An 18,035-nucleotide genomic window follows, 5' to 3' on the forward strand; every position below is an offset into this window, starting at 1 on the left:
GCTGGGGTGCGGTGTTCTGCCGTCGTTTGGCTGCGGGCTCGTCGTGGCCGGTCGCGCAGTTCCCCGCGCCCCTTCGGGGCGCACCCGGGCCTCCGCGGCCCGGGTGCGGGGTGGGGTCAGAGGCCGAACTCCTGGGGGGAGACGCCGAGCGCCGCGCACGCCTCGCGCAGGACCTGCTCCTCGGCCGGGGCCACATAGCCGTCCGCGCCGGCGATGACGAAGCCGGTCTGCACGACCGCCCGCGCCTCCGCGGGCTTCTTCGCGGCCTTGGCGACCTCCTGCATCACCGCGGCCTTGCCCTGCTGGAAGTTGAAGGACAGCTGGTCCACGTGCTTGTTGAAACGCTGGCGCAGCTGGTCCGGGGGGAAGTTCTGCAACACGTCGTTCTGGAGGATGAGGGATTCGACGTGCTGGCGCTCGGCCGGGTCGACGGTGCCGTCGGCGGCGGCCACCAGGGCGCACATGGCCATGCTCGCGTCACGGTAGGCACCGCTCTTCAGCTCCGACTTCAGCGAGGTGAGCTGGGTCTTGAGCAGGCCCACGAGCTGCGCCTTGGAACTCTTGGAGCCGCTGCCGTGCGCGCCGTGGCCACCCGCGCCGTGCCCGCCGGGGGCCCGCCCGCCCTGCGTCTGCTGCAAATTCTTGGCCTGGTCCTTGATCCGGTCCCACATAGCCATCTGGCGCCACCTCGGCTTCTGCCCGTGTCGTACCCGTCGGCCGCGCGCAGGGTGCGCACGTCGTCCTGGCAACGCCGCCTGGCGCCGCGAAGTTCCCCGCGCGGCCCGTGCCTTGGGGCGGACACGGGGCGGGCCCCGGCCGGAGGGAGTCCGGCCGGGGCCCGTGGTCAGTCGCGGTGGACTCAGACGTTGACGCCGAAGTCCTGGGCGATGCCGACCAGGCCCGAGGCATAGCCCTGGCCGACGGCGCGGAACTTCCACTCCGCGCCGTTGCGGTACAGCTCGCCGAAGACCATGGCGGTCTCGGTGGCGGCGTCCTCCGACAGGTCGTAGCGGGCGATCTCGGTGCCGCCGGCCTGGTTCACGATGCGGATGAACGCGTTGCGGACCTGGCCGAAGTTCTGCGAGCGGTTCTCGGCGTCGTAGATCGAGACCGGGAAGACGATCTTCTCGATGTCGGCGGGCAGGCCCGCGAGGTTGACGTTGATCTGCTCGTCGTCGCCCTCGCCCTGGCCCGTGACGTTGTCACCGGTGTGGACGATGGTCTGGTCGGGCGTCGCCTTGTTGTTGAAGAAGACGAAGTGGGCGTCCGAGTAGACCTTGCCCTGGGTGTTCACCGCGATCGCGGAGGCGTCCAGGTCGAAGTCGGTGCCCGTGGTGGTGCGGACGTCCCAGCCGAGGCCGACCGTGACGGCGGTCAGGCCCGGTGCCTCCTTGGTGAGCGAGACGTTGCCGCCCTTGGACAGGCTTACAGCCATTGTTGGGAGTCCCTTCCCTAGTCGCCTATGTGCGGGCTTCACTCTGGAGGCGAAGCTACCGGCACCCCTATGAACGCCGTGGGGGGTACCCAAGGTTCCATATGCGGACGCGCTTCTTTACTTTCTTTGCCAGGCGGCGGAAAACAGGTGTCGTACGGCGCGCGGACGCGGGATCATAGGAGACATGTCTGGTCGCGAACACGTCATCCGCGGCTCGGTCGTCCTGCCGGAGGCCGAGCTGATGTGGCGTTTCTCGCGCTCCTCGGGGCCCGGCGGCCAGCACGTCAACACCAGCGACTCGCAGGTCGAGCTGCGCTTCGACCTGGCGCGCACGGACGCGCTGCCCGAGGTGTGGAAGCAGCGGGCCCTGGAGCGGCTCGCGCCCCGGCTCGTCGACGGCGTCGTGAGCGTGCGGGCCAGCGAGCACCGCTCCCAGTGGCGCAACAGGGAAGCGGCGGCCGTCCGCCTCGCCTCCCTCCTCGCGGAGGCCACCGCACCACCGCCCAAGCCCCGGCGCGCCACCCGGATCCCGCGCGGGATCAACGAACGGCGACTGCGCGAGAAGAAGAAGCGCGGCGAAACCAAACAGGGCCGCTCCGGCAAGGGCTGGCAGTAATCCCTGGCCTCGCTCCCGGCCCAGCTGTCGATGTCGGCCCCGTCGTCGGGGGGGGGGCTCAGCCCAGTTGGCGGTATCGGCCTCGGAAGTAGAGCAGGGGGCCGCCCTCCGCGCTCGGGAGCTGTGCTGTCAGGACGTGGCCGATCACCAGGGTGTGGTCGCCCGCCGGGACGGTCTTCTCGGTGCGGCACTCCAGGGTGGTGAGCGCGCCGCCCACCAGGGGCGCGCCGCTCTCCCGGCCGCGTACGTAGGGGATGTCCTCGAAGAGCAGCCGGTCGCTGAGGCGGCCCTTCATGGCGAAGCGGCCCGCGATGTGCCGCTGGCTCTCGGCGAGGACCGACACGGCCCACAGGGGCTGCTCGGTGAGCAGGTCGTCCATGCGGGAGCCCGTGCGCAGGCTGACCATGACCAGGGGCGGGTCCAGGGAGACGGAGAGGAACGCGGTGGCCGTCATGCCCACGTCCTCGCCGACCGGCGCCATCGGGTCGTCCGGGTCCAGCGGGGCCTCCCGCGCGGTCACCAGGACCACGCCCGCGGCGAGCCGGGACATGGCGGCGCGGAACTCGTCGTTGCTCACCCCCACAGGATGAGGGGTGGACGGGGCGGCAGGGGGCTGTGTGTTCAAGGTCAGATCGGCAACCACACGACTGACGCTAATGCCGGACGCGCCCGCGGCGCATCGGACCCGGGGCCGAGACCGGTCCTAGGGCGTGGACCTAGGACCCGGCCCCGCCCAGGCCCCCGCCCAGGCCCCCGCCCAGGCCCCGCCCAGGCCCCGCGCAGGCCCCCACCCCGGCCGCCGCCCAGGCACCCCCCGCCCCACCCATGCGACGGAGCCTCATGTTCCGGTCTCAACCAGGCACCCCCATCTGTGACTTGAGTCACAGGACCCATATTTTGTTGACCCTGTGTACCGGGTGGGCAGCTCGCTGTGATTCAGTGACCGTGGCAATCAGACAGACGCTGAGGGCACGGAAGCACAGCACCGTACGGAGAAGTACGAAGAGGTACAGCGCCGTACGAAGCCGGAAGAGTCACGAAGAGTCAGAGATTACGGACACTGAGGACGCTGCGGATCCTGGAGTTGCTGTCGAGGTCTCGGGGAGAGCGAGCATGGAGACCGAGTCGGAGCCGTACGTCCGTCTTGCGACCCTGCGGCAGCTGCACCAGGTGGTGGCGGAGCTGAACACGGCCCGCAGCCTCGCGGACACGCTGCAGACCGTCGCCGACGGCGTGGTGAACGGCCTGGGCTATGAGCTGGCGTGCGTCAACCTCGTGCGCCCGGACGGCGACCTCGTCGTCGCCGCCTTCGCGGGCAACCCCGCCGCCGAGGCGCTCATCACCGGCCGCGTCGGCTCCCGCGAGTCCTGGGACCGCCGCCTCGCCATGGGCGAGGCCTGGGGCGCCCTGCGCTTCATACCGCACACCGAGGGCTGGGTCCTCGACGAGGACGACGTACCGCAGTGGTACACCGAGGGCCCCGAGCCCCGCTTCGAGGACGAGTGGCACCCCTCCGACCGCCTCTTCGCCCCCATGTACGCGACCGGCGGCTCCGGCGGCGAACTGCTCGGCGTGATCTCCGTCGACCGCCCGCGCAACGGCCGCAGGCCCGGCGCCTGGGGCCGCGAAGCCCTCCAGATGTACGCCTTCCAGGCCGCCATCGCCATCAGCAACGCCCGCCTGCGGGCCAACATGCAGCGCGCCCTGGTCCGCCTGGAGCGCGAGCAGCAGGCGCTGCGGGCCAGCGAGGAGTCCTTCCGCCAGGCCTTCGAATACGCGCCGAGCGGCATGGCCATCGCCGAGATGGGCGGTGACCAGCACGGCCGCATCCTGCGCACCAACGACGCGCTGTGCCGCCTGCTCGGCCGCCCCGCTTCCGCGATGCGCCGCTACTCCTTCTCCGACCTGGTCCACCCCGAGGACATCGGCACCCTCCTGCGCACCTCCGCCGAGGGCGGCCGCGCCGAGCTGCGCTTCGGGCGCCGCGACGGCACCTACGTCTGGGTGTCGCTGCGCAACTCCGTCGTCGCGGACGCCGCGGACGGACCCCGGTTCCTGCTCACGCACGTCGAGGACATCGAGGAGCGCAAGCGGCGCGAACTCCAGCTCGCGCACCGCGCCTCGCACGACTCGCTCACCGGCCTGCCGAACTCCGCCGAGCTGCGCGCCCGGCTCAGCGCCCGGCTCTGTCGCAGGCCGCACGCGGGCCGGCCGAGCACGGTCGACTCGCTCGACGCGGCGTACGACCACAGCGGCCTGTACGGCGGCGGCACCGGCCACACGGCCGCGCACGGGCACGCCGCACCGCCCGGCGCGCACCACGGCGCGCACGGGGAGTTCGACCACCACGTGCACACCGTCGCCCCGCCCGAGGAGACCGAGGCCGACGACGGCACGAAGGGGCTCGCCGTCCTCTTCTGCGACCTCGACGGCTTCAAGTCGATCAACGACCGCTTCGGGCACCACACAGGGGACGCCGTCCTCATCGAGGTCGCACGCCGTCTGACCAGCGGCGTCCGCGACGGCGACACGGTGGCGCGGCTCGGCGGCGACGAGTTCGTGGTCCTCGCCGACGGGCTCGGCAGGGCCGACGCGCAGGACCTCGCGGTGCGCCTGCGGAACGCCATCATCCCGCCGATCAGGGTCGACGGCCGTGCCGTGCGCGTGGGCGCCAGCTTCGGCATCGGCTGGGCCCACTGCGGCATGTCGGCGGACGAGGTGTTGCACTCCGCCGACCAGCGGATGTACGTCGAGAAACGTTCCCGTGCCAAGCAGCACCGGCGGGCCGGCTAGCCCCCGCACCCGGAACTGGATCGATACCGACGGCACCTTGGGCGGTCACCCGGAGCGGGTAGGCTCGCCCGCATCCGCGATGCGAGGGAGTGACCTGCGAATGACGCCCGGCAACAACGGCGAGCAGACGCCGAACGCGCCACAGGGCGACGACGACCCGTTCGGCTACCTGTACGCCGACGGCCAGGCGGCCGGCGCCACCCCGCCTTCCGGGGGCGGCGGTTACGGCTACCCCGGGCCCCGGTCTTCGTACCACCAGGTGCGCCCGGTGGGCGAGCGGCAGTACGGCCAGCAGGCGCAGCAGCAGCCCCCGGCCCAGGGCGGCTACGGCTACCCGCCGCAGCAGCAGTCCTACGGCCAGCCCAGCGCGCACTACGCGGCGCCCGAGGCGCAGCCCGGCGTCACCGCGCCCATCCGCCAGGCACCGCCCGCGCCCCCCGCGGGCCGCGGCCGCGGGCCCAACACCAAGGGCCTGCTGATCGGCGCGATCGCGGTCGTCGCCGTGGTGTCGCTCGGCATCGGCGCGGCCATGCTCACCGGCGACGACGACGGGGACGGGGACAACAAGGCGGGACCCTCGCAGCGGCAGAGCGAGTCCACCGACCCGAACCCCAGCGCGTCCAAGGACAAGGACAAGGACAAGCCGGAGAAGAAGGCCGAGCTGCCCGAAACGGACGCCAAGGCCCTCAAGTTGGAGGGCGGCACCACCACCGCGTCCGACATCGAAGGCGCCAAGTCCGCGGGCGGTGTGTACGTGGCCGGGCTCAACAAGGTCGGCGCCCAGGTCACCTGGACCGTCAACGGCGTCCCCAAGGCCGGCGCGTACACGGTCTTCGTCGGCTACGGCGTGCCCGGCAAGGCGGCCGAGACGACCCTCGTCGTCAACGGCACGGCGTCCGAGCGCAAGCTCAACATGGACAACTTCGCGCACGCGGAGGAAGGCGCCTGGGACAAGGGCTGGACGAAAACGTTCGCCTTCGTCCAGCTCAACAAGGGCACGAACACGATCTCCGTGTCCTGTCAGCAGGGCGACAAGTGCGACGCGAACCTCGACCAGATGTGGCTGAAGGCGGGCCACGTCAAGGACTGACCCCGGCGTCAGCCGACCACCCGCAGGAACTGCGCCACGACCCCGGCCATCGCTTCCCGGGCCGGGGTCAGGTACTTGCGCGGGTCCACGGCCCCGGCGTCCGCCGCCAGGAACCGGCGCACCGCCCCGGTGAAGCCGGTGTTCAGGGCCGTGCCCACGTTCACCTTCAGCACGCCCGCGGTGACCGCCGCGCGGATCTCCGCGTCGGGCACCCCGCTCGACCCGTGCAGGACCAGCGGGACGGGCACCCGCGCGCGCAGGGCGCGGATCAACTCGTGGTCGAGGGAGGCCGTGCGCTCGGTCATGGCGTGGCTGGAGCCGACCGCCACGGCGAGGGCGTCGACGCCGGTGTCGGCCACGTACGCGACGGCCTCGTCCGGGTCCGTGCGCACGCCGGGCGCGTGCGCGTCCAGGGGCGCCTCGCCCTCCTTGCCGCCGACGCGGCCCAGCTCGGCCTCGACCCAGATGCCCCGCTCGTGGCCCCAACGCACCGCGTCCGCCGTGGCCTTCACGTTCTCCGCGTACGGCAGCCTCGAGGCGTCGAACATGACGGAGCTGAAGCCCTCGGGGTGCGCGGCCCGCAGCAGGTCCACGTCCGTGACGTGGTCCAGGTGCAGGGACAGGGGCGCGGCCGAGGCGCGCGCGACGGCCGCGGCGGCCTGGGCGAGCGGGGTGAGGTCGCCGCCGTGGAACCGCACCGCGTTCTCGGATATCTGGAGCACGGCCGCGCGGCCCGCGCGCTCGGCGCCGAGGGCGATGGCCTCCGCGTGCTCCAGGGTGATGACGTTGAAGGCGGCGAGGCCGCGCCCCTCGGCGCGGGCCCGGCCGATCAGTTCGCCGGTGGTGATCAGTGGCATGGTGCCCTCATTCCCGGGCGCGCGCGGCCCGTGTCGCCCAACCCCGTCACGCGGCGGAGGCCTTGCCGCTCACCGTCACCTTCGGCAGTACGTCCTCGTACACCGACCGGTCGAACTCGCCCGCGGCCGGGGCCGCGACGGTCGCCGACGCCAGGGCCGCCGCGCGGGCGAGCCGCTCCGGCCAGGCCAGGCCCTCCGCGAGCCCGGAGAGCAGGCCCGCGACCGCGGAGTCGCCCGCGCCCGTCGGGTTGCCGCGCACGGCGGCGGGCGGCGTCGCCCGCCAAGCGCCCTCGGGGGTGACGGCGATCAGGCCTTCGGCGCCGAGCGAGGCGACGACGGCGTGCGCGCCCCTGCGGCGGGCGTCGCGGGTGGCGCGGAACGGCTCGTGGGAGCCGGTGAGTTCGGCGAGTTCCTCGGCGTTCGGCTTGACGAGGTCGGGGCGGGCGGCGACGCCGCGGCGCAGCGGCTCGCCGCTGGTGTCGAGCAGCACGGGCACCCGCGCGGCGCGTGCCGCGCGCACGAGCAGCGCGTACGCGCCGACCGGTACGCCCGGCGGCAGGCTGCCGCACAGGGCCACCGCCGTGACGCCGGAGCCGCCCACCAACTCCTCGTACGCGGTGAGGAATCCGGACCACTCGGCGGGCGACACGACCGGCCCCGGCTCGTTCAGCTGCGTGGTGTCGCCGGTGCGGGCGTCGACGACGGCGAGGGTGCGGCGGGTCGGGCCCTCGACGGGGCGCAGCGCGTCCACGAGGCCGGAGGTGCGCGTGAGGTGCTCGCGCAGGGTGCGCTCGGTGGCGCCGCCCGCGAAGCCGGTCACCGTCACCGTGTGGCCGAGCGCGGCGAGCACCCGCGCCACGTTCACGCCCTTGCCGCCCGCGCGTTCGGTCACCTCGGTGACGCGGTGCGTGGCGTGGGGCGTGAGGGACGGGACGTGATAGGTGAGGTCGAGGGCGGCGTTGAGCGTGACCGTGACGATCACTGCTTCACCCCCGAGACCCCGGTGCCAGTACGGCTTTCGGGGCCTGATCATGCCAAAAAGAAGGCGGTTGGCCCAGACCTCGGGGCCAACCGCCTCGCCGCGGCCGGATCGCGCGTGACCGCGCGCGCCTCATCGGGGGTCGATGATCCACTCGCCCTTGCGCAGCACGCCCTTGAGCGCGAACCGGGCGTCCAGGACCACGACGTCGGCGTCCTTGCCGGGCTCCAGGGAGCCCACCCGGTCGTAGAGGCCGAGCACCTTCGCGGGCGTCGCGGAGATCGAGGTGACGACGTCCTCGACGGGCAGCCCGTCGACGGTCACCGCGCGCTGGAACGCCCGGTCCAGGGTGAGGGTGGAGCCCGCGATGGCCCCGCCCTCGGCGAGCCGCGCGACGCCGTCCGAGACCACGACCTCCAGCGGGCCGAGGTGGTAGGTGCCGTCGCCGAAGCCCGCCGCGTCCATCGCGTCCGTGATGAGCGCGACGCGATCGGCGCCCGCGCGGTGGTAGGCCAGCTGGAAGGCGGCCGGGTGCAGATGCGTGCCGTCGTCGATCAGCTCGACGGTGACCCGCTCGTCCTCCAGGAGCGCGGCGATGGGCCCCGGCGCGCGGTGGCCGAGCCCGGGCATCGCGTTGTACAGGTGCGTGGCCACGGTGGCGCCCGCGTCGACGGCCGCCACCGTCTGCTCGTACGTCGCGTCGGTGTGGCCGATCGCGGCGATCACGCCGTGCTCGGCGAGCAGGCGTACGGAGTCGATGCCGCCGGGCAGTTCGGTGGCGAGGGTGACCATCTTGGCCTGGCCACGGGCCGCGTCGAGCAGCTTGCGGACCTCCGCCGGGTCCGGGTGGCGCAGCAGGGACTCGCTGTGCGCGCCCTTGCGGCACGGCGAGATGAACGGGCCCTCGAAGTGGATGCCCGCGATCTCGCCCTGCTCGGCCAGCTCGCTGAGCAGGCCGGCGCGCTGCGCGAGGGCGTCCGTCTCGCCGGTGACCGTGGAGGCCACCACGGTGGTGGCGCCGTGCAGGCGGTGCGTGTGGACGCCGTGCAGGATGTCCTCGACGGTGCCGTTGGTGAAGGACGCGCCGCCGCCGCCGTGGTTGTGCATGTCCACGAAGCCGGGGACCAGCCAGTGGCCGGTCAGGTCGATCGTCTCGGCGTCCGCGGGAGCGCTCCCTGCGATGCGCGTGCCGTCCACGATGACGCGGCCGCCGTCCACGGTCCCGGTGGGCAGGACCACCCGGGCACCGGCGAGAACCTTGCTAGTGGCCATCAGGTGGATACCTCCGGGGGTGCGTCGGTGGGGGTGTCGTGCGCGGTGGTGGTCGGTGTATCGGTACGAGGGCCCTCGGGCGTGAGCAGGTCCCAGGCGAGCAGGCCCGCGCCGAGGCAGCCGGCGGCGTCGCCGAGCGCCGCGGGGACGATCTCGGGCAGCGTCTGGAACTGCACCACGCGGTCCGCCACGGCCTTGCGCAGCGGGCCGAACAGCGTGTCCCCGGCCTCCGCGAGGCCGCCGCCGACGATCAGCGTGTCGGGGTCCAGGAGGGTGAGGGCCGTGAGCAGGCCGTCGGCGAGGGCGTCCACGGCGTGCTGCCACACCTCGGCCGCGCGCGGGTCGCCCGAGCGCACCGCCTTGGCGCAGTCCGCGGCGTCCGCCGCCGGGTCGCCGCTCGCCTCGGCCCAGGCCTTGCTCACGGCGGACGCCGATGCGAGCCGCTCCAGGCAGCCGCGCTGGCCGCAGCCGCAGGGCGGGCCGCCGGGCCGGACGACGATGTGGCCGATCTCGCCCGCGGAGCCGTGCGCGCCGGGCTCGATGACGCCGTCGATGCCGATGGCGCCCGCGATGCCGGTGCCGAGCGGCACGAAGAGGAAGCGCGCCGAGCCCCGGCCCGCGCCGAGACGGCCCTCGGCGAGGCCGCCGGTGCGCACGTCGTGGCCGAGCGCCACGGGGGTGCCCCCGAGGCGCTCGGCGAGCAGGTCGCGCAGCGGTACGTCGCTCCAGCCGAGGTTCGCCGCGTACACGGCGACGCCGCGCTCGGCGTCGACGATGCCGGGCACCGCGACACCCACCGCGGCGGCGGGCTCGCCGAGCTGGGCCACGCCGTGGGCGCGCAGCTCGGCGGCGAAGTCCAGGATCGACTCGACCACGGCGTCCGGGCCGCGCTCACGCCCGGTGGGGCGGCGCGCCTCGTGCAGCAGCGTGCCGTCCGCCCCGACCAGGGCGGCCTTCATTCCGGTGCCGCCCACGTCCAGGGCGATGACATGTCTCACGGGGACAGTGTCGCGTGTGACCCCACAAGAGGTCTAGTCCAGTGTGCGGACCGTCCCCGTCAGGGGCCGCGCTACTTGAGCACGACGCTCCGGGTCAGGTTGCGCGGCCGGTCGGGGTCCTGGCCCCGGTCCTCGGCGAGGCGCACGGCCAGGCGCTGGGCGCGGACCAGATCGGCGAGGGGGTCGACGTCGGCGCGCGCCTCCAGGTGGCCGCCGACCTGGGCCACGTCGTCCGCGAGGCCCTCCGGAAGCTCCCCGAACATCCACGCCACGCGGCCTGGCGCGGTGATGGAGATCGGCCCGTGCCGGTACTCCATGGCCGGGTACGCCTCCGTCCACGCCCCCGCGGCCTCCCGCATCTTCAGGCCCGCCTCCAGGGCGAGCCCGTACGTCCAGCCGCGGCCGAGGAACGTCCACTGCTCCGCCGCGAGAACCGTATCCGGCAGCGGCTCCGCGACGGTGCGCTCGGCGTCCGCCGCCGCCTCCGCGACCGGCTTGAGGCCCGGGACCGCGCCGAGCCCGGCCCGCAGGAAGGCGAGCGCGGTGGTGGCGAACCGGGTCTGCACGACGGACTCCTCGTCCGCCCAGTCCAGGACGGCCACCTCGGCGGCGGCGTCCATGACGGGCGTCTTCGGGTCGGCGGTGAGCGCAAGGGTCGGCGTGCCGGACCGCACCGCCCGCAGCAGGTCGAGCACCTCCGTGGTCGTACCGGACCGGGTGATCGCTACGACGCGGTCGTAGCGCCGCCCGGTGGGGAACTCCGACGCCGCGAACGCGTCCGTCTCGCCCTGTCCCGCGGCCTCCCGCAGCGCCGCGTACGCGAGCGCCATGAACCACGAGGTGCCGCACCCGGTCACGGCGATCCGCTCGCCCGGCTCCGGCAGGCCCGCGCAGGCCGCGGCGCTCCCGGCGGCCCGCCGCCAGCAGTCGGGCTGGGTGGCTATCTCATTTGCGGTACGCGACATGTGCCAAGGCTCCTTGCCGGTGCGGGAGTTGTGCCGGGCGCCCTTGGGGTGGCGCCCCGAGCAGTGCTTAGCAGCAGGGGGACCGGCCCGGCAATGGGTGACCGCCGTTGCAGAAGTGATACTCGGGTGGTGTAGACCTGGTGTGTTGACGCGGGGGAGACTCGCGTTCCGGTTGGACTCGGCAAGGGTGGGAAAAAGCGGTGCAGCGGCGCGGGACAGGCCTTACGGCGGCGGTGGCCGCACTGAGCATGGCGGCGCTGCTCGCCGGATGCGGCGAATCGGGCGGATCGGGTGATGTGACCCTCAAGCTCGTGGCGGCCGACTACGGCGACTCGGCGGCGAACAGCTCGAAGAAGTACTGGGAGGCGCTGTCCGAGAAGTTCGAGGACGCGCACCCGGGCATCAAGGTCGACGTGAGCGTCTACTCCTGGACGGACGTCGACCGCAAGGTCAAGGAGATGGTCGCGGACGGCGAGGCCCCCGACCTCGCGCAGATCGGCGCCTACGCGGACTACGCGGCGCAGGACAAGCTCTACAGCGCCGACGACGTGCTCTCCATCCCCACCCAGGCCGACTTCCTCGCGCCGCTGGCGAAGGCGGGCATCGTCAACCGCGTGCAGTACGGCATGCCGTTCGCCGCGTCCACGCGTCTGCTGTTCTTCAACGAGAAGCTCTTCAAGAGCGCCGGCGTCACCCCGCCGCAGAGCTGGGGCGAACTCCAGGCCGCCGCGAAGAAGCTCAAGGCGCGCGGCGTGAAGTTCCCGTACGCGCTGCCGCTCGGCCCGGAGGAGGCGCAGGCCGAGACGTACCAGTGGCTGCTCAGCGGGGGCGGCGGCTACACCGACAACGTCGGCTCGTACGACTTCGACTCCAAGCAGAACGTCAAGACGTTCACCTGGCTGAAGAACGAGCTGGTCGGCAAGGGCCTGACCGGGCCGACGCCGCCCGGCAAGCTCAACCGCGCCGAGGCCTTCGCCGCGTTCACGCGCGGTGAGGTCGGCATGCTCAACGGCCACCCGACGCTGATGCAGATGGCCGCCAAGAAGCACCTGAAGTACGGCATGGTCCCCCTGCCCGGCGTCAACGGCAAGGCCCAGTCCACGATGGGCGTCGCCGACTGGATGATGGCCTTCAAGGAGAACGGCCACCGCAAGGAGATCCGCCAGTTCCTCGACTTCGCCTACTCCAAGAAGAACGTCCTGGACTTCTCGCGCGAGTACGACCTGCTCCCGGTGACCACCTCGGCGTCCCAGGAGATGGCCGCCGACAAGAAGGACGCGAAGAAGCTCGGCGGCTTCCTGGACGAGCTGCCCACGTCGCAGCTGTACCCGGTCGGCAAGACCTCCTGGGCACAGGTGTCCGTGCAGATCAAGAAGTACATCGGCAAGGCCGTCGACCCGAACGGCGACCCGCAGGCGATCCTGACCCAGCTCGACGCCAAGGCGGCGGCGGAGGAGAACGCGAGCTGAGCGCTCCGCCGGTTCTGCGGCGCCTCGCCGTCGATGGCCCGCGGGTCCGTCGTGGCTGATCGCGCCCACGCGGCGGAGCCGCATGTCGACTCAGCCCCGCGCCCCTTCGGGGCACTCCCGGGCCGGGGCGGCGTTAGGCTGGACGGGATGAACGACGTTCCTGAGGCGGAGCCCCCCGCCGTGGCGGGAGGCCTGTCCGCGCGGGCCCGGGCCGTGCTCGCCCTGGAGCGGCGGGGCTGGAGCGGCCCGGGCGCCAAGGAGCGCGCCATCCGCGAGGAGCTTGGCCTGGCCCCGGTCCGCTACTACCAGCTCCTCAACGCCCTGCTCGACGACGAGCGCGCCCTCGCCCACGACCCCGTCACCGTGAACCGCCTGCGTCGGGTACGCGACGCACGCCGCGCCGAGCGCTGACGCTAGGGTCGGGGCCATGGGCGACGACCGCACGCACTCCCCGTACGAGCCACTGACCCCCGCGGGCCGCGAAGGGCTCGCCGCGATCCTGGCCCGGCCCGAACGCGCCGTGATCGCGCTGGACTTCGACGGCACGCTCGCCGCGATCGTGCCGGATCCGGAGCGGGCCCGCGCCCACCCGGACGCCGTGCCCGCGCTCGCCGCGCTCGCCCCGCGGGTCCGCTCCGTCGCGGTCGTCACCGGCCGCCCCGCGGGCGTGGCCGTCCGCTACGGCGGCTTCGCGGGCGTCCCCGGCCTTGAGCACCTCGTCGTGCTCGGGCACTACGGCGCGGAGCGCTGGGACGCCGTCAGCGGCACCGTGCACGCGGCGGAGCCGCACCCCGGCGTCGCCGCCGTACGGGCCGAGCTGCCCGGCTTCCTCGACGCGATCGGGGCCTGGCGGGGCACCTGGATCGAGGAGAAGGGGCGGGCCGTCGCGGTGCACACGCGCCGGGCCGACGACCCGCAGGCCGCCTTCGAAACCCTGCGCGGCCCCCTCGGCAACCTCGCCGCCCGCCACGGCCTGATCGTCGAGCCCGGCCGGATGGTCCTTGAGCTGCGGCCGCCCGGCGTCGACAAGGGCGTGGCGCTCGCCGAGTACGTACGCGAGACGGGCGCCGATTCGGTCCTCTACGCCGGGGACGACCTCGGGGACCTGCCCGCCTTCGCCGCGGTCGACAAGCTGCGGGCGGACGGCGGGGTGCGGGGGCTCCTGGTGTGCAGCGGCAGCGCGGAGGTCGCGGAGCTGGCCTCGCGCGCCGACCTGGTGGTCGACGGGCCCGCGGGTGTGGTCGGGCTCCTGGCCGAGCTGACCGCGGCCCTGTCCTGACCGCCTACGCTTCCAGCGCTCCGAGCTGGTCCAGGAACCAGCGCGCCGGCGGCAGGGCCGTGGCCGCGTCGGCCAGGCGCTTGGTGCGCTCGGCCCGCTCCGCCGCGGGCAGCAGCAGGGCCTCGTGGAGCGCGGCGGCCGTGCCCGTCACGTCGTACGGGTTCACCGCGAACGCGTCCTCGCCCAGCTCCTCATACGCCCCCGCCTCCCGGGACAGGACGAGCGCGCAGCCCTCGTCGGAGACGACGGGGACCTCCTTGGCGACGAGGTTCATGCCGTCCCGGATGGGGTTGACCAGGGCCACGTCGGCGAGCCTGTACGCGGCGAGGGAGCGCGCGAAGTCGTCCTTGACGTGCAGCACCACCGGCGTCCAGCCGTCCGTGCCGAAGCGGGCGTTGACGGCGTCGGCGACGCGGGAGACCTCCGCCGTGTAGTCGCGGTAGACCGCGAGGTCCTGCCGCGAGGGGTAGGCGAACGCGACGTGCACCACCCGCTCGCGCCACTCGGGGTGCGTCTCCAGCAACAGCTCGTACGCCCTGAGGCCCCGGACGATGTTCTTCGACAGCTCGGTGCGGTCCACCCGGACGATGACCTTCCGGTCCGGCCCCACCTGCTCCCGCAGCGCCGCGAGCCGCTCCTCGACGTCCGCGCGCCGCGACCGCTCCCGCAGGAAGTCCGCGTCCGCGCCAAGGCCGTGCACCCCGACGCGCGTCCCCGACGTGCCGCCGACGAGGCGCACACAGCAGTCCGTGAACGCGTCCGCCCACCGGCCCGTGAGGAAGCCGAGCCGGTCCGCGCCCAGCATGCCGCGGAGGAGCTGCTCGGCGACGTCGTCGGGCAGCATCCGGAAGTAGTCGACGGGCGCCCAGGGGGTGTGCGAGAAGTGCCCGATCCGCAGGTCCTCGCGGAGTTCGCGGAGCATCCCCGGGACGAGCGCGAGGTGGTAGTCCTGCACGAGGACCGCCGCGCCGTCCGCCGCGCTGTCGGCGAGCGCCCGCGCGAAGGCCTGGTTGTACTGCTCGTAGGCCGCCCACTGGGCGCGGAACTCGGGGCCGAACTCCGGCTCCAGGGGCGTCTGGTACAGCATGTGGTGCACGAACCACAGCACCGAGTTCGCGATGCCGTTGTACGCCGCCGCGTGGGTCTTCGCGTCGATGTCGAGCATGCGCACGCCGGGCTCGGAGATCCCGCGCCGCACCGCCTCGCGGTCGCCGTCACCGAGCGCGGAGCACACCCACAGCGCGTCCGCCTCGTCACCGATGGCACTGAGCCCGGACACGAGCCCCCCGCCGCCGCGCTTGGCGGTCAGCTCGCCGTCGTCCCCGACGGCGTACGAGACGGGGCCGCGGTTGGACGCGACGAGGACCCGGGCGGCGGCGTGAACGGAGACCATGTTGGCGAACCTAGCCCGCCCGGGATGCCCGTAAACGCGCATCAGTACGAGTGCCCCCTCACTTGGCCGACTCGACGGCCCCTAAGGGGCGCGGGGAACTGCGCGACCAGCCCCCGACGGCCCGCGGACGAAATCCAGCCCCCGTGCCCCGGCAGGCCGCTCAGGCCACGCGGCGCGCCGCGTATTCCTCGACCTCCACCATCGGCGGCCGCTCCTCCGTATCCACCGCATACGTACGCGGCTCGAAGCCGCCCGCCCCCCGCACGAACTGCGTCAGCTCGGGCCGTACGAGATGGCCGCGGGCGAGCCGCAGCTGCGCCGTGCGGTAGATCGACGCGGCCATCCGGCCGAGCGCCTGCCCGTCCTGGTGCCGGTGCCTGCGCACCCCCACGTCGACCTGCGCGAGCGCGTCCAGGCCCACGGTGTGCAGCGCGTCCACGAGCAGCCCCAGCTCCACCCCGTACCCGACCGGGAACGGCAGGCGCTCCAGGAGGGACCTGCGGGCCGCGTACTCGCCGCCGAGGGGCTGGACGAAGCCCGCGAGCTGCGGCCAGTGCATGTTGAGCAGGGGCCGCGCCATCAGCTCGGTGACCCGGCCGCCCTGGCCCGCCGTGGCGCTCGACGCGTCGCCGGGGCCGCCGGATCCGTCGATCACCGTCATCGGGCGGTCGTACATCGCCTTCACGAAGTGCACGTCCGGCTCGGTGAGCAGCGGCCCCACGATGCCGGTCACGAAGTCCGCCGAGAACTCCTTCAGGTCGGCGTCCACGAACGCCACCACGTCACCGTGCGTGACCAGGAGCGAGCGCCACAGGACCTCGCCCTTGCCGGGCACCGCCGGGAGGCGCGGCAGGACGTCGTCCCGGCGCACGACCCGGGCGCCCGCGGCGCGCGCCACCTCCGCCGTGCGGTCCCGCGAGCCGGAGTCCACCACCACCAGCTCGTCGACCAGGGGGACCTTCTCCACCAGCTCACGGCGGATCTCCGCGACGATCTCCCCGACCGTCCGCTCCTCGTCGAGGGCGGGCAGCACGACGCTCACCGTGGTGCCCGAGGCCCGCTTCGCGGCGCTGAGACGCTCCGGCGGGCGGTCGGTCACGGACCAGGAACGCCTGCTCAGCCAGCGCTCGACCTCTTCCAGCACGCGGGTTCCTCCCGTTGGTGGCCGTATGTGATCCATCTCGCGGTTCGGACGACTATCTCAACTGTCCTGGCCTTCGGTTACAGTCTTGAACAACGCCGGTGACCGTCGCATGTCGGGGGTCACCGCCCGTCACGGGTGCCGTCGGCACCCCCGCACAACAATCGAATACCGCTCATCCAGAGGGGCAGAGGGATACGGCCCGTTGAAGCCCCGGCAACCCTCCAGCCGGTCTCGTAGCGCCACAGGCGCGACCGCGAGGCTCCCGGCTCGGGAAGGTGCCAATTCCGTCTCGTGGCGAGATGCGCCGCGAGGAAGATGAGGAGAAAGGGCCTCGCCTCCATGGCTGTGCAGACCGTCGACACCCCGTCCCCCGCAGACGCCGCCGTCGACCTGGGACCCGCCTCGGGTCTCTCCTGCCGCGAGTGCGGCACCGTCTTCCCGCTCGGACCGATCTTCGCCTGCGCCGAGTGTTTCGGCCCGCTCGAAGTCGCGTACGACCTCCCCCTCGGCGACCCCGAGGCGCTCCGGGCGAAGATCGAGTCCGGCCCGGCCAACATCTGGCGGTACGCCCCGCTGCTCCCCGTCCCCGCCGACGTCGCGGACAAGCCGAACCTCAACCCCGGCTGGACCAAGCTCGTCAAGGCCGACAACCTGGCCCGTGAACTGGGCGTCGAGCCGGGCAAGTTGTTCGTCAAGGACGACTCGGGCAACCCCACGCACTCCTTCAAGGACCGCGTCGTCGCGCAGGCCCTGGAGGCCGCGCGCGCCTTCGGCTTCACCACCCTGTCCTGCTCCTCCACGGGCAACCTCGCCGGAGCCGTCGGCGCCGCCGCCGCCCGCGCGGGCTTCCGCTCCTGCGTGTTCATCCCGCACGACCTGGAGCAGGGCAAGGTCGTCATGGCCGCGGTCTACGGCGGCGAGCTTGTCGGCATCGAGGGCAACTACGACGACGTGAACCGCTTCTGCTCCGAGCTGATCGGCGACCCGCTCGGCGAGGGCTGGGGCTTCGTCAACGTGAACCTGCGGCCGTACTACGGCGAGGGCTCCAAGACCCTCGCGTACGAGATCTGCGAGCAGCTCGGCTGGGAACTGCCGGACCAGCTCGTGATCCCGATCGCCTCGGGGTCGCAGCTCACGAAGATCGACAAGGGCCTCAAGGAACTCATCGCGCTGGGCCTCGTCGCGGACAAGCCGTACAAGATCTTCGGCGCCCAGGCGGAGGGCTGCTCGCCGGTCTCCGCCGCCTTCAAGGCGGGCCACGACGTCGTGCGCCCCCAGAAGCCGGACACCATCGCCAAGTCGCTCGCGATCGGCAACCCGGCCGACGGCCCGTACGTCCTGGACATCGCCCGGCGCACGGGCGGCGCGGTGGAGGACGTGACCGACGAGCAGGTCGTCGACGCGATCAAGCTCCTGGCGCGCACGGAGGGCATCTTCGCGGAGACCGCGGGCGGCGTGACCGTCGGGGTCACGCGCAAGCTGATCGAGGCGGGCCTCATCGACCCCTCCCTGACCACGGTGGTCCTCAACACCGGCGACGGCCTGAAGACCCTCGACGCGGTCGCGGCGACGTCCCAGGCGACCGCGACGATCCGGCCGAGCCTGGAGGCGTTCCGCTCCGCGGGGCTTGCGGGCTAGCGCCGTGGAGTCACAGGTCCTCATTTCGTCAGCGGGTTCGCTGTGGCTGGTCGCGCAGTTCACGCAGTTCCCCGCGCCCCTTCGGGGCGCTCCCGTACCGGGCGCCC

General features: G+C 73.1%; 17 protein-coding genes and 1 riboswitch. Of the genes, 7 read left to right on the forward strand and 10 right to left on the reverse strand.

The features are described 5' to 3' along the window. Nucleotides 1-116: 116 nt before the first annotated feature. Both AC07GB_RS36625 and AC07GB_RS36630 read right to left on the reverse strand, forming a co-directional pair. Nucleotides 117-677, reverse strand: coding sequence for a tellurite resistance TerB family protein (locus AC07GB_RS36625; RefSeq protein WP_478853310.1), 561 nt, complete (start codon nt 675-677; stop codon nt 117-119). Nucleotides 678-859: 182 nt separating this feature from the next. Continuing rightward, nucleotides 860-1,435: a TerD family protein gene (locus AC07GB_RS36630; protein ID WP_289949196.1), complete on the reverse strand. Its 576-nt coding sequence runs from the start codon at nt 1,433-1,435 to the stop codon at nt 860-862. Nucleotides 1,436-1,619: 184 nt separating this feature from the next. On the opposite strand from AC07GB_RS36630, the gene arfB reads away from it, so the two are divergent. Further along, entirely contained in the window at nt 1,620-2,051 is a 432-nt protein-coding gene (gene arfB / locus AC07GB_RS36635) for an alternative ribosome rescue aminoacyl-tRNA hydrolase ArfB (RefSeq protein ID WP_478853312.1), read from the forward strand. 58 nt (nt 2,052-2,109) lie between these two features. Here arfB and AC07GB_RS36640 read toward each other — a convergent pair whose 3' ends face one another. Next, a complete protein-coding gene (locus AC07GB_RS36640; RefSeq protein ID WP_478853314.1) occupies nt 2,110-2,694 on the reverse strand; it encodes a flavin reductase family protein in 585 nt (194 codons plus the stop codon). 470 nt (nt 2,695-3,164) lie between these two features. On the opposite strand from AC07GB_RS36640, the gene cdgB reads away from it, so the two are divergent. Further along, entirely contained in the window at nt 3,165-4,844 is a 1,680-nt protein-coding gene (gene cdgB, locus AC07GB_RS36645; protein WP_478853316.1) for a diguanylate cyclase CdgB, read from the forward strand. A gap of 100 nt (nt 4,845-4,944) precedes the next feature. Further along, nucleotides 4,945-5,934 (forward strand): CBM35 domain-containing protein, encoded by a 990-nt coding sequence (locus AC07GB_RS36650; protein WP_478853318.1) that lies wholly within the window; start codon nt 4,945-4,947, stop codon nt 5,932-5,934. Nucleotides 5,935-5,942: 8 nt separating this feature from the next. Here the strand turns inward: AC07GB_RS36650 and AC07GB_RS36655 are convergent, their stop codons facing one another. The 5 genes from AC07GB_RS36655 to AC07GB_RS36675 form a co-directional block, all read right to left on the reverse strand. Further along, nucleotides 5,943-6,791: a class II fructose-bisphosphate aldolase gene (locus AC07GB_RS36655; protein ID WP_478853320.1), complete on the reverse strand. Its 849-nt coding sequence runs from the start codon at nt 6,789-6,791 to the stop codon at nt 5,943-5,945. A 46-nt stretch (nt 6,792-6,837) separates the two neighbouring features. Further along, entirely contained in the window at nt 6,838-7,773 is a 936-nt protein-coding gene (locus AC07GB_RS36660) for a 1-phosphofructokinase (protein ID WP_478853356.1), read from the reverse strand. A 129-nt stretch (nt 7,774-7,902) separates the two neighbouring features. Then, complete coding sequence (gene nagA / locus AC07GB_RS36665; protein WP_478853322.1) at nt 7,903-9,042, reverse strand: N-acetylglucosamine-6-phosphate deacetylase; 1,140 nt, start codon at nt 9,040-9,042, stop codon at nt 7,903-7,905. Then, a complete protein-coding gene (locus AC07GB_RS36670; protein ID WP_478853324.1) occupies nt 9,042-10,040 on the reverse strand; it encodes an ROK family protein in 999 nt (332 codons plus the stop codon). Before AC07GB_RS36670 ends, nagA begins: the two co-directional genes overlap by 1 nt. A 71-nt stretch (nt 10,041-10,111) precedes the next feature. Then, the gene (locus tag AC07GB_RS36675) at nt 10,112-11,005 is read right to left on the reverse strand and encodes an SIS domain-containing protein (protein WP_478853326.1); all 894 of its coding nucleotides are present in this window, start codon (nt 11,003-11,005) and stop codon (nt 10,112-10,114) included. Between the two features lie 200 nt (nt 11,006-11,205). Between AC07GB_RS36675 and AC07GB_RS36680 the strand changes: the two genes are divergently transcribed. From AC07GB_RS36680 to otsB, 3 genes are all read left to right on the forward strand, one after another. Continuing rightward, nucleotides 11,206-12,474 carry an extracellular solute-binding protein gene (locus tag AC07GB_RS36680; protein WP_478853328.1) on the forward strand — a complete coding sequence of 423 codons (1,269 nt, stop codon included), beginning with the start codon at nt 11,206-11,208 and terminating at the stop codon, nt 12,472-12,474. Between the two features lie 147 nt (nt 12,475-12,621). Then, the gene (locus AC07GB_RS36685; RefSeq protein WP_478853330.1) at nt 12,622-12,885 is read left to right on the forward strand and encodes a DUF3263 domain-containing protein; all 264 of its coding nucleotides are present in this window, start codon (nt 12,622-12,624) and stop codon (nt 12,883-12,885) included. Between the two features lie 16 nt (nt 12,886-12,901). After that, nucleotides 12,902-13,753: a trehalose-phosphatase gene (gene otsB / locus AC07GB_RS36690; RefSeq protein WP_478853332.1), complete on the forward strand. Its 852-nt coding sequence runs from the start codon at nt 12,902-12,904 to the stop codon at nt 13,751-13,753. Nucleotides 13,754-13,757: 4 nt separating this feature from the next. On the opposite strand, the gene AC07GB_RS36695 is transcribed toward otsB, so the two are convergent. Both AC07GB_RS36695 and AC07GB_RS36700 read right to left on the reverse strand, forming a co-directional pair. Next, the gene (locus tag AC07GB_RS36695; protein WP_478853334.1) at nt 13,758-15,146 is read right to left on the reverse strand and encodes an alpha,alpha-trehalose-phosphate synthase (UDP-forming); all 1,389 of its coding nucleotides are present in this window, start codon (nt 15,144-15,146) and stop codon (nt 13,758-13,760) included. Nucleotides 15,147-15,306: 160 nt separating this feature from the next. Next, nucleotides 15,307-16,290, reverse strand: coding sequence for a glucosyl-3-phosphoglycerate synthase (locus AC07GB_RS36700; RefSeq protein WP_478853336.1), 984 nt, complete (start codon nt 16,288-16,290; stop codon nt 15,307-15,309). A 169-nt stretch (nt 16,291-16,459) separates the two neighbouring features. After that, a riboswitch (SAM riboswitch) is annotated at nt 16,460-16,612 on the forward strand. Here AC07GB_RS36700 and thrC point away from each other — a divergent pair. Further along, on the forward strand, nt 16,606-17,928 hold the full coding sequence (gene thrC / locus AC07GB_RS36705) for a threonine synthase (protein ID WP_478853338.1): 1,323 nt from the start codon (nt 16,606-16,608) through the stop codon (nt 17,926-17,928). (Overlaps the previous riboswitch by 7 nt.) The last annotated feature ends 107 nt before the right edge of the window (nt 17,929-18,035 follow it).

This window comes from Streptomyces sp. NPDC045778 (assembly GCF_056431945.1).

Excerpts from the sequence above, each read along its gene's own strand:
- AC07GB_RS36625 (WP_478853310.1), bottom strand. The coding sequence starts at position 677 with ATGGCTATGTGGGACCGGATCAAGGACCAGGCCAAGAATTTGCAGCAG.
- AC07GB_RS36630 (WP_289949196.1), bottom strand. The coding sequence starts at position 1,435 with ATGGCTGTAAGCCTGTCCAAGGGCGGCAACGTCTCGCTCACCAAGGAG.
- arfB (WP_478853312.1), top strand. The coding sequence starts at position 1,620 with ATGTCTGGTCGCGAACACGTCATCCGCGGCTCGGTCGTCCTGCCGGAG.
- cdgB (WP_478853316.1), top strand. The coding sequence starts at position 3,165 with ATGGAGACCGAGTCGGAGCCGTACGTCCGTCTTGCGACCCTGCGGCAG.
- AC07GB_RS36650 (WP_478853318.1), top strand. The coding sequence starts at position 4,945 with ATGACGCCCGGCAACAACGGCGAGCAGACGCCGAACGCGCCACAGGGC.
- AC07GB_RS36655 (WP_478853320.1), bottom strand. The coding sequence starts at position 6,791 with ATGCCACTGATCACCACCGGCGAACTGATCGGCCGGGCCCGCGCCGAG.
- nagA (WP_478853322.1), bottom strand. The coding sequence starts at position 9,042 with ATGGCCACTAGCAAGGTTCTCGCCGGTGCCCGGGTGGTCCTGCCCACC.
- AC07GB_RS36675 (WP_478853326.1), bottom strand. The coding sequence starts at position 11,005 with ATGTCGCGTACCGCAAATGAGATAGCCACCCAGCCCGACTGCTGGCGG.
- AC07GB_RS36685 (WP_478853330.1), top strand. The coding sequence starts at position 12,622 with ATGAACGACGTTCCTGAGGCGGAGCCCCCCGCCGTGGCGGGAGGCCTG.
- otsB (WP_478853332.1), top strand. The coding sequence starts at position 12,902 with ATGGGCGACGACCGCACGCACTCCCCGTACGAGCCACTGACCCCCGCG.
- AC07GB_RS36695 (WP_478853334.1), bottom strand. The coding sequence starts at position 15,146 with ATGGTCTCCGTTCACGCCGCCGCCCGGGTCCTCGTCGCGTCCAACCGC.
- thrC (WP_478853338.1), top strand. The coding sequence starts at position 16,606 with ATGAGGAGAAAGGGCCTCGCCTCCATGGCTGTGCAGACCGTCGACACC.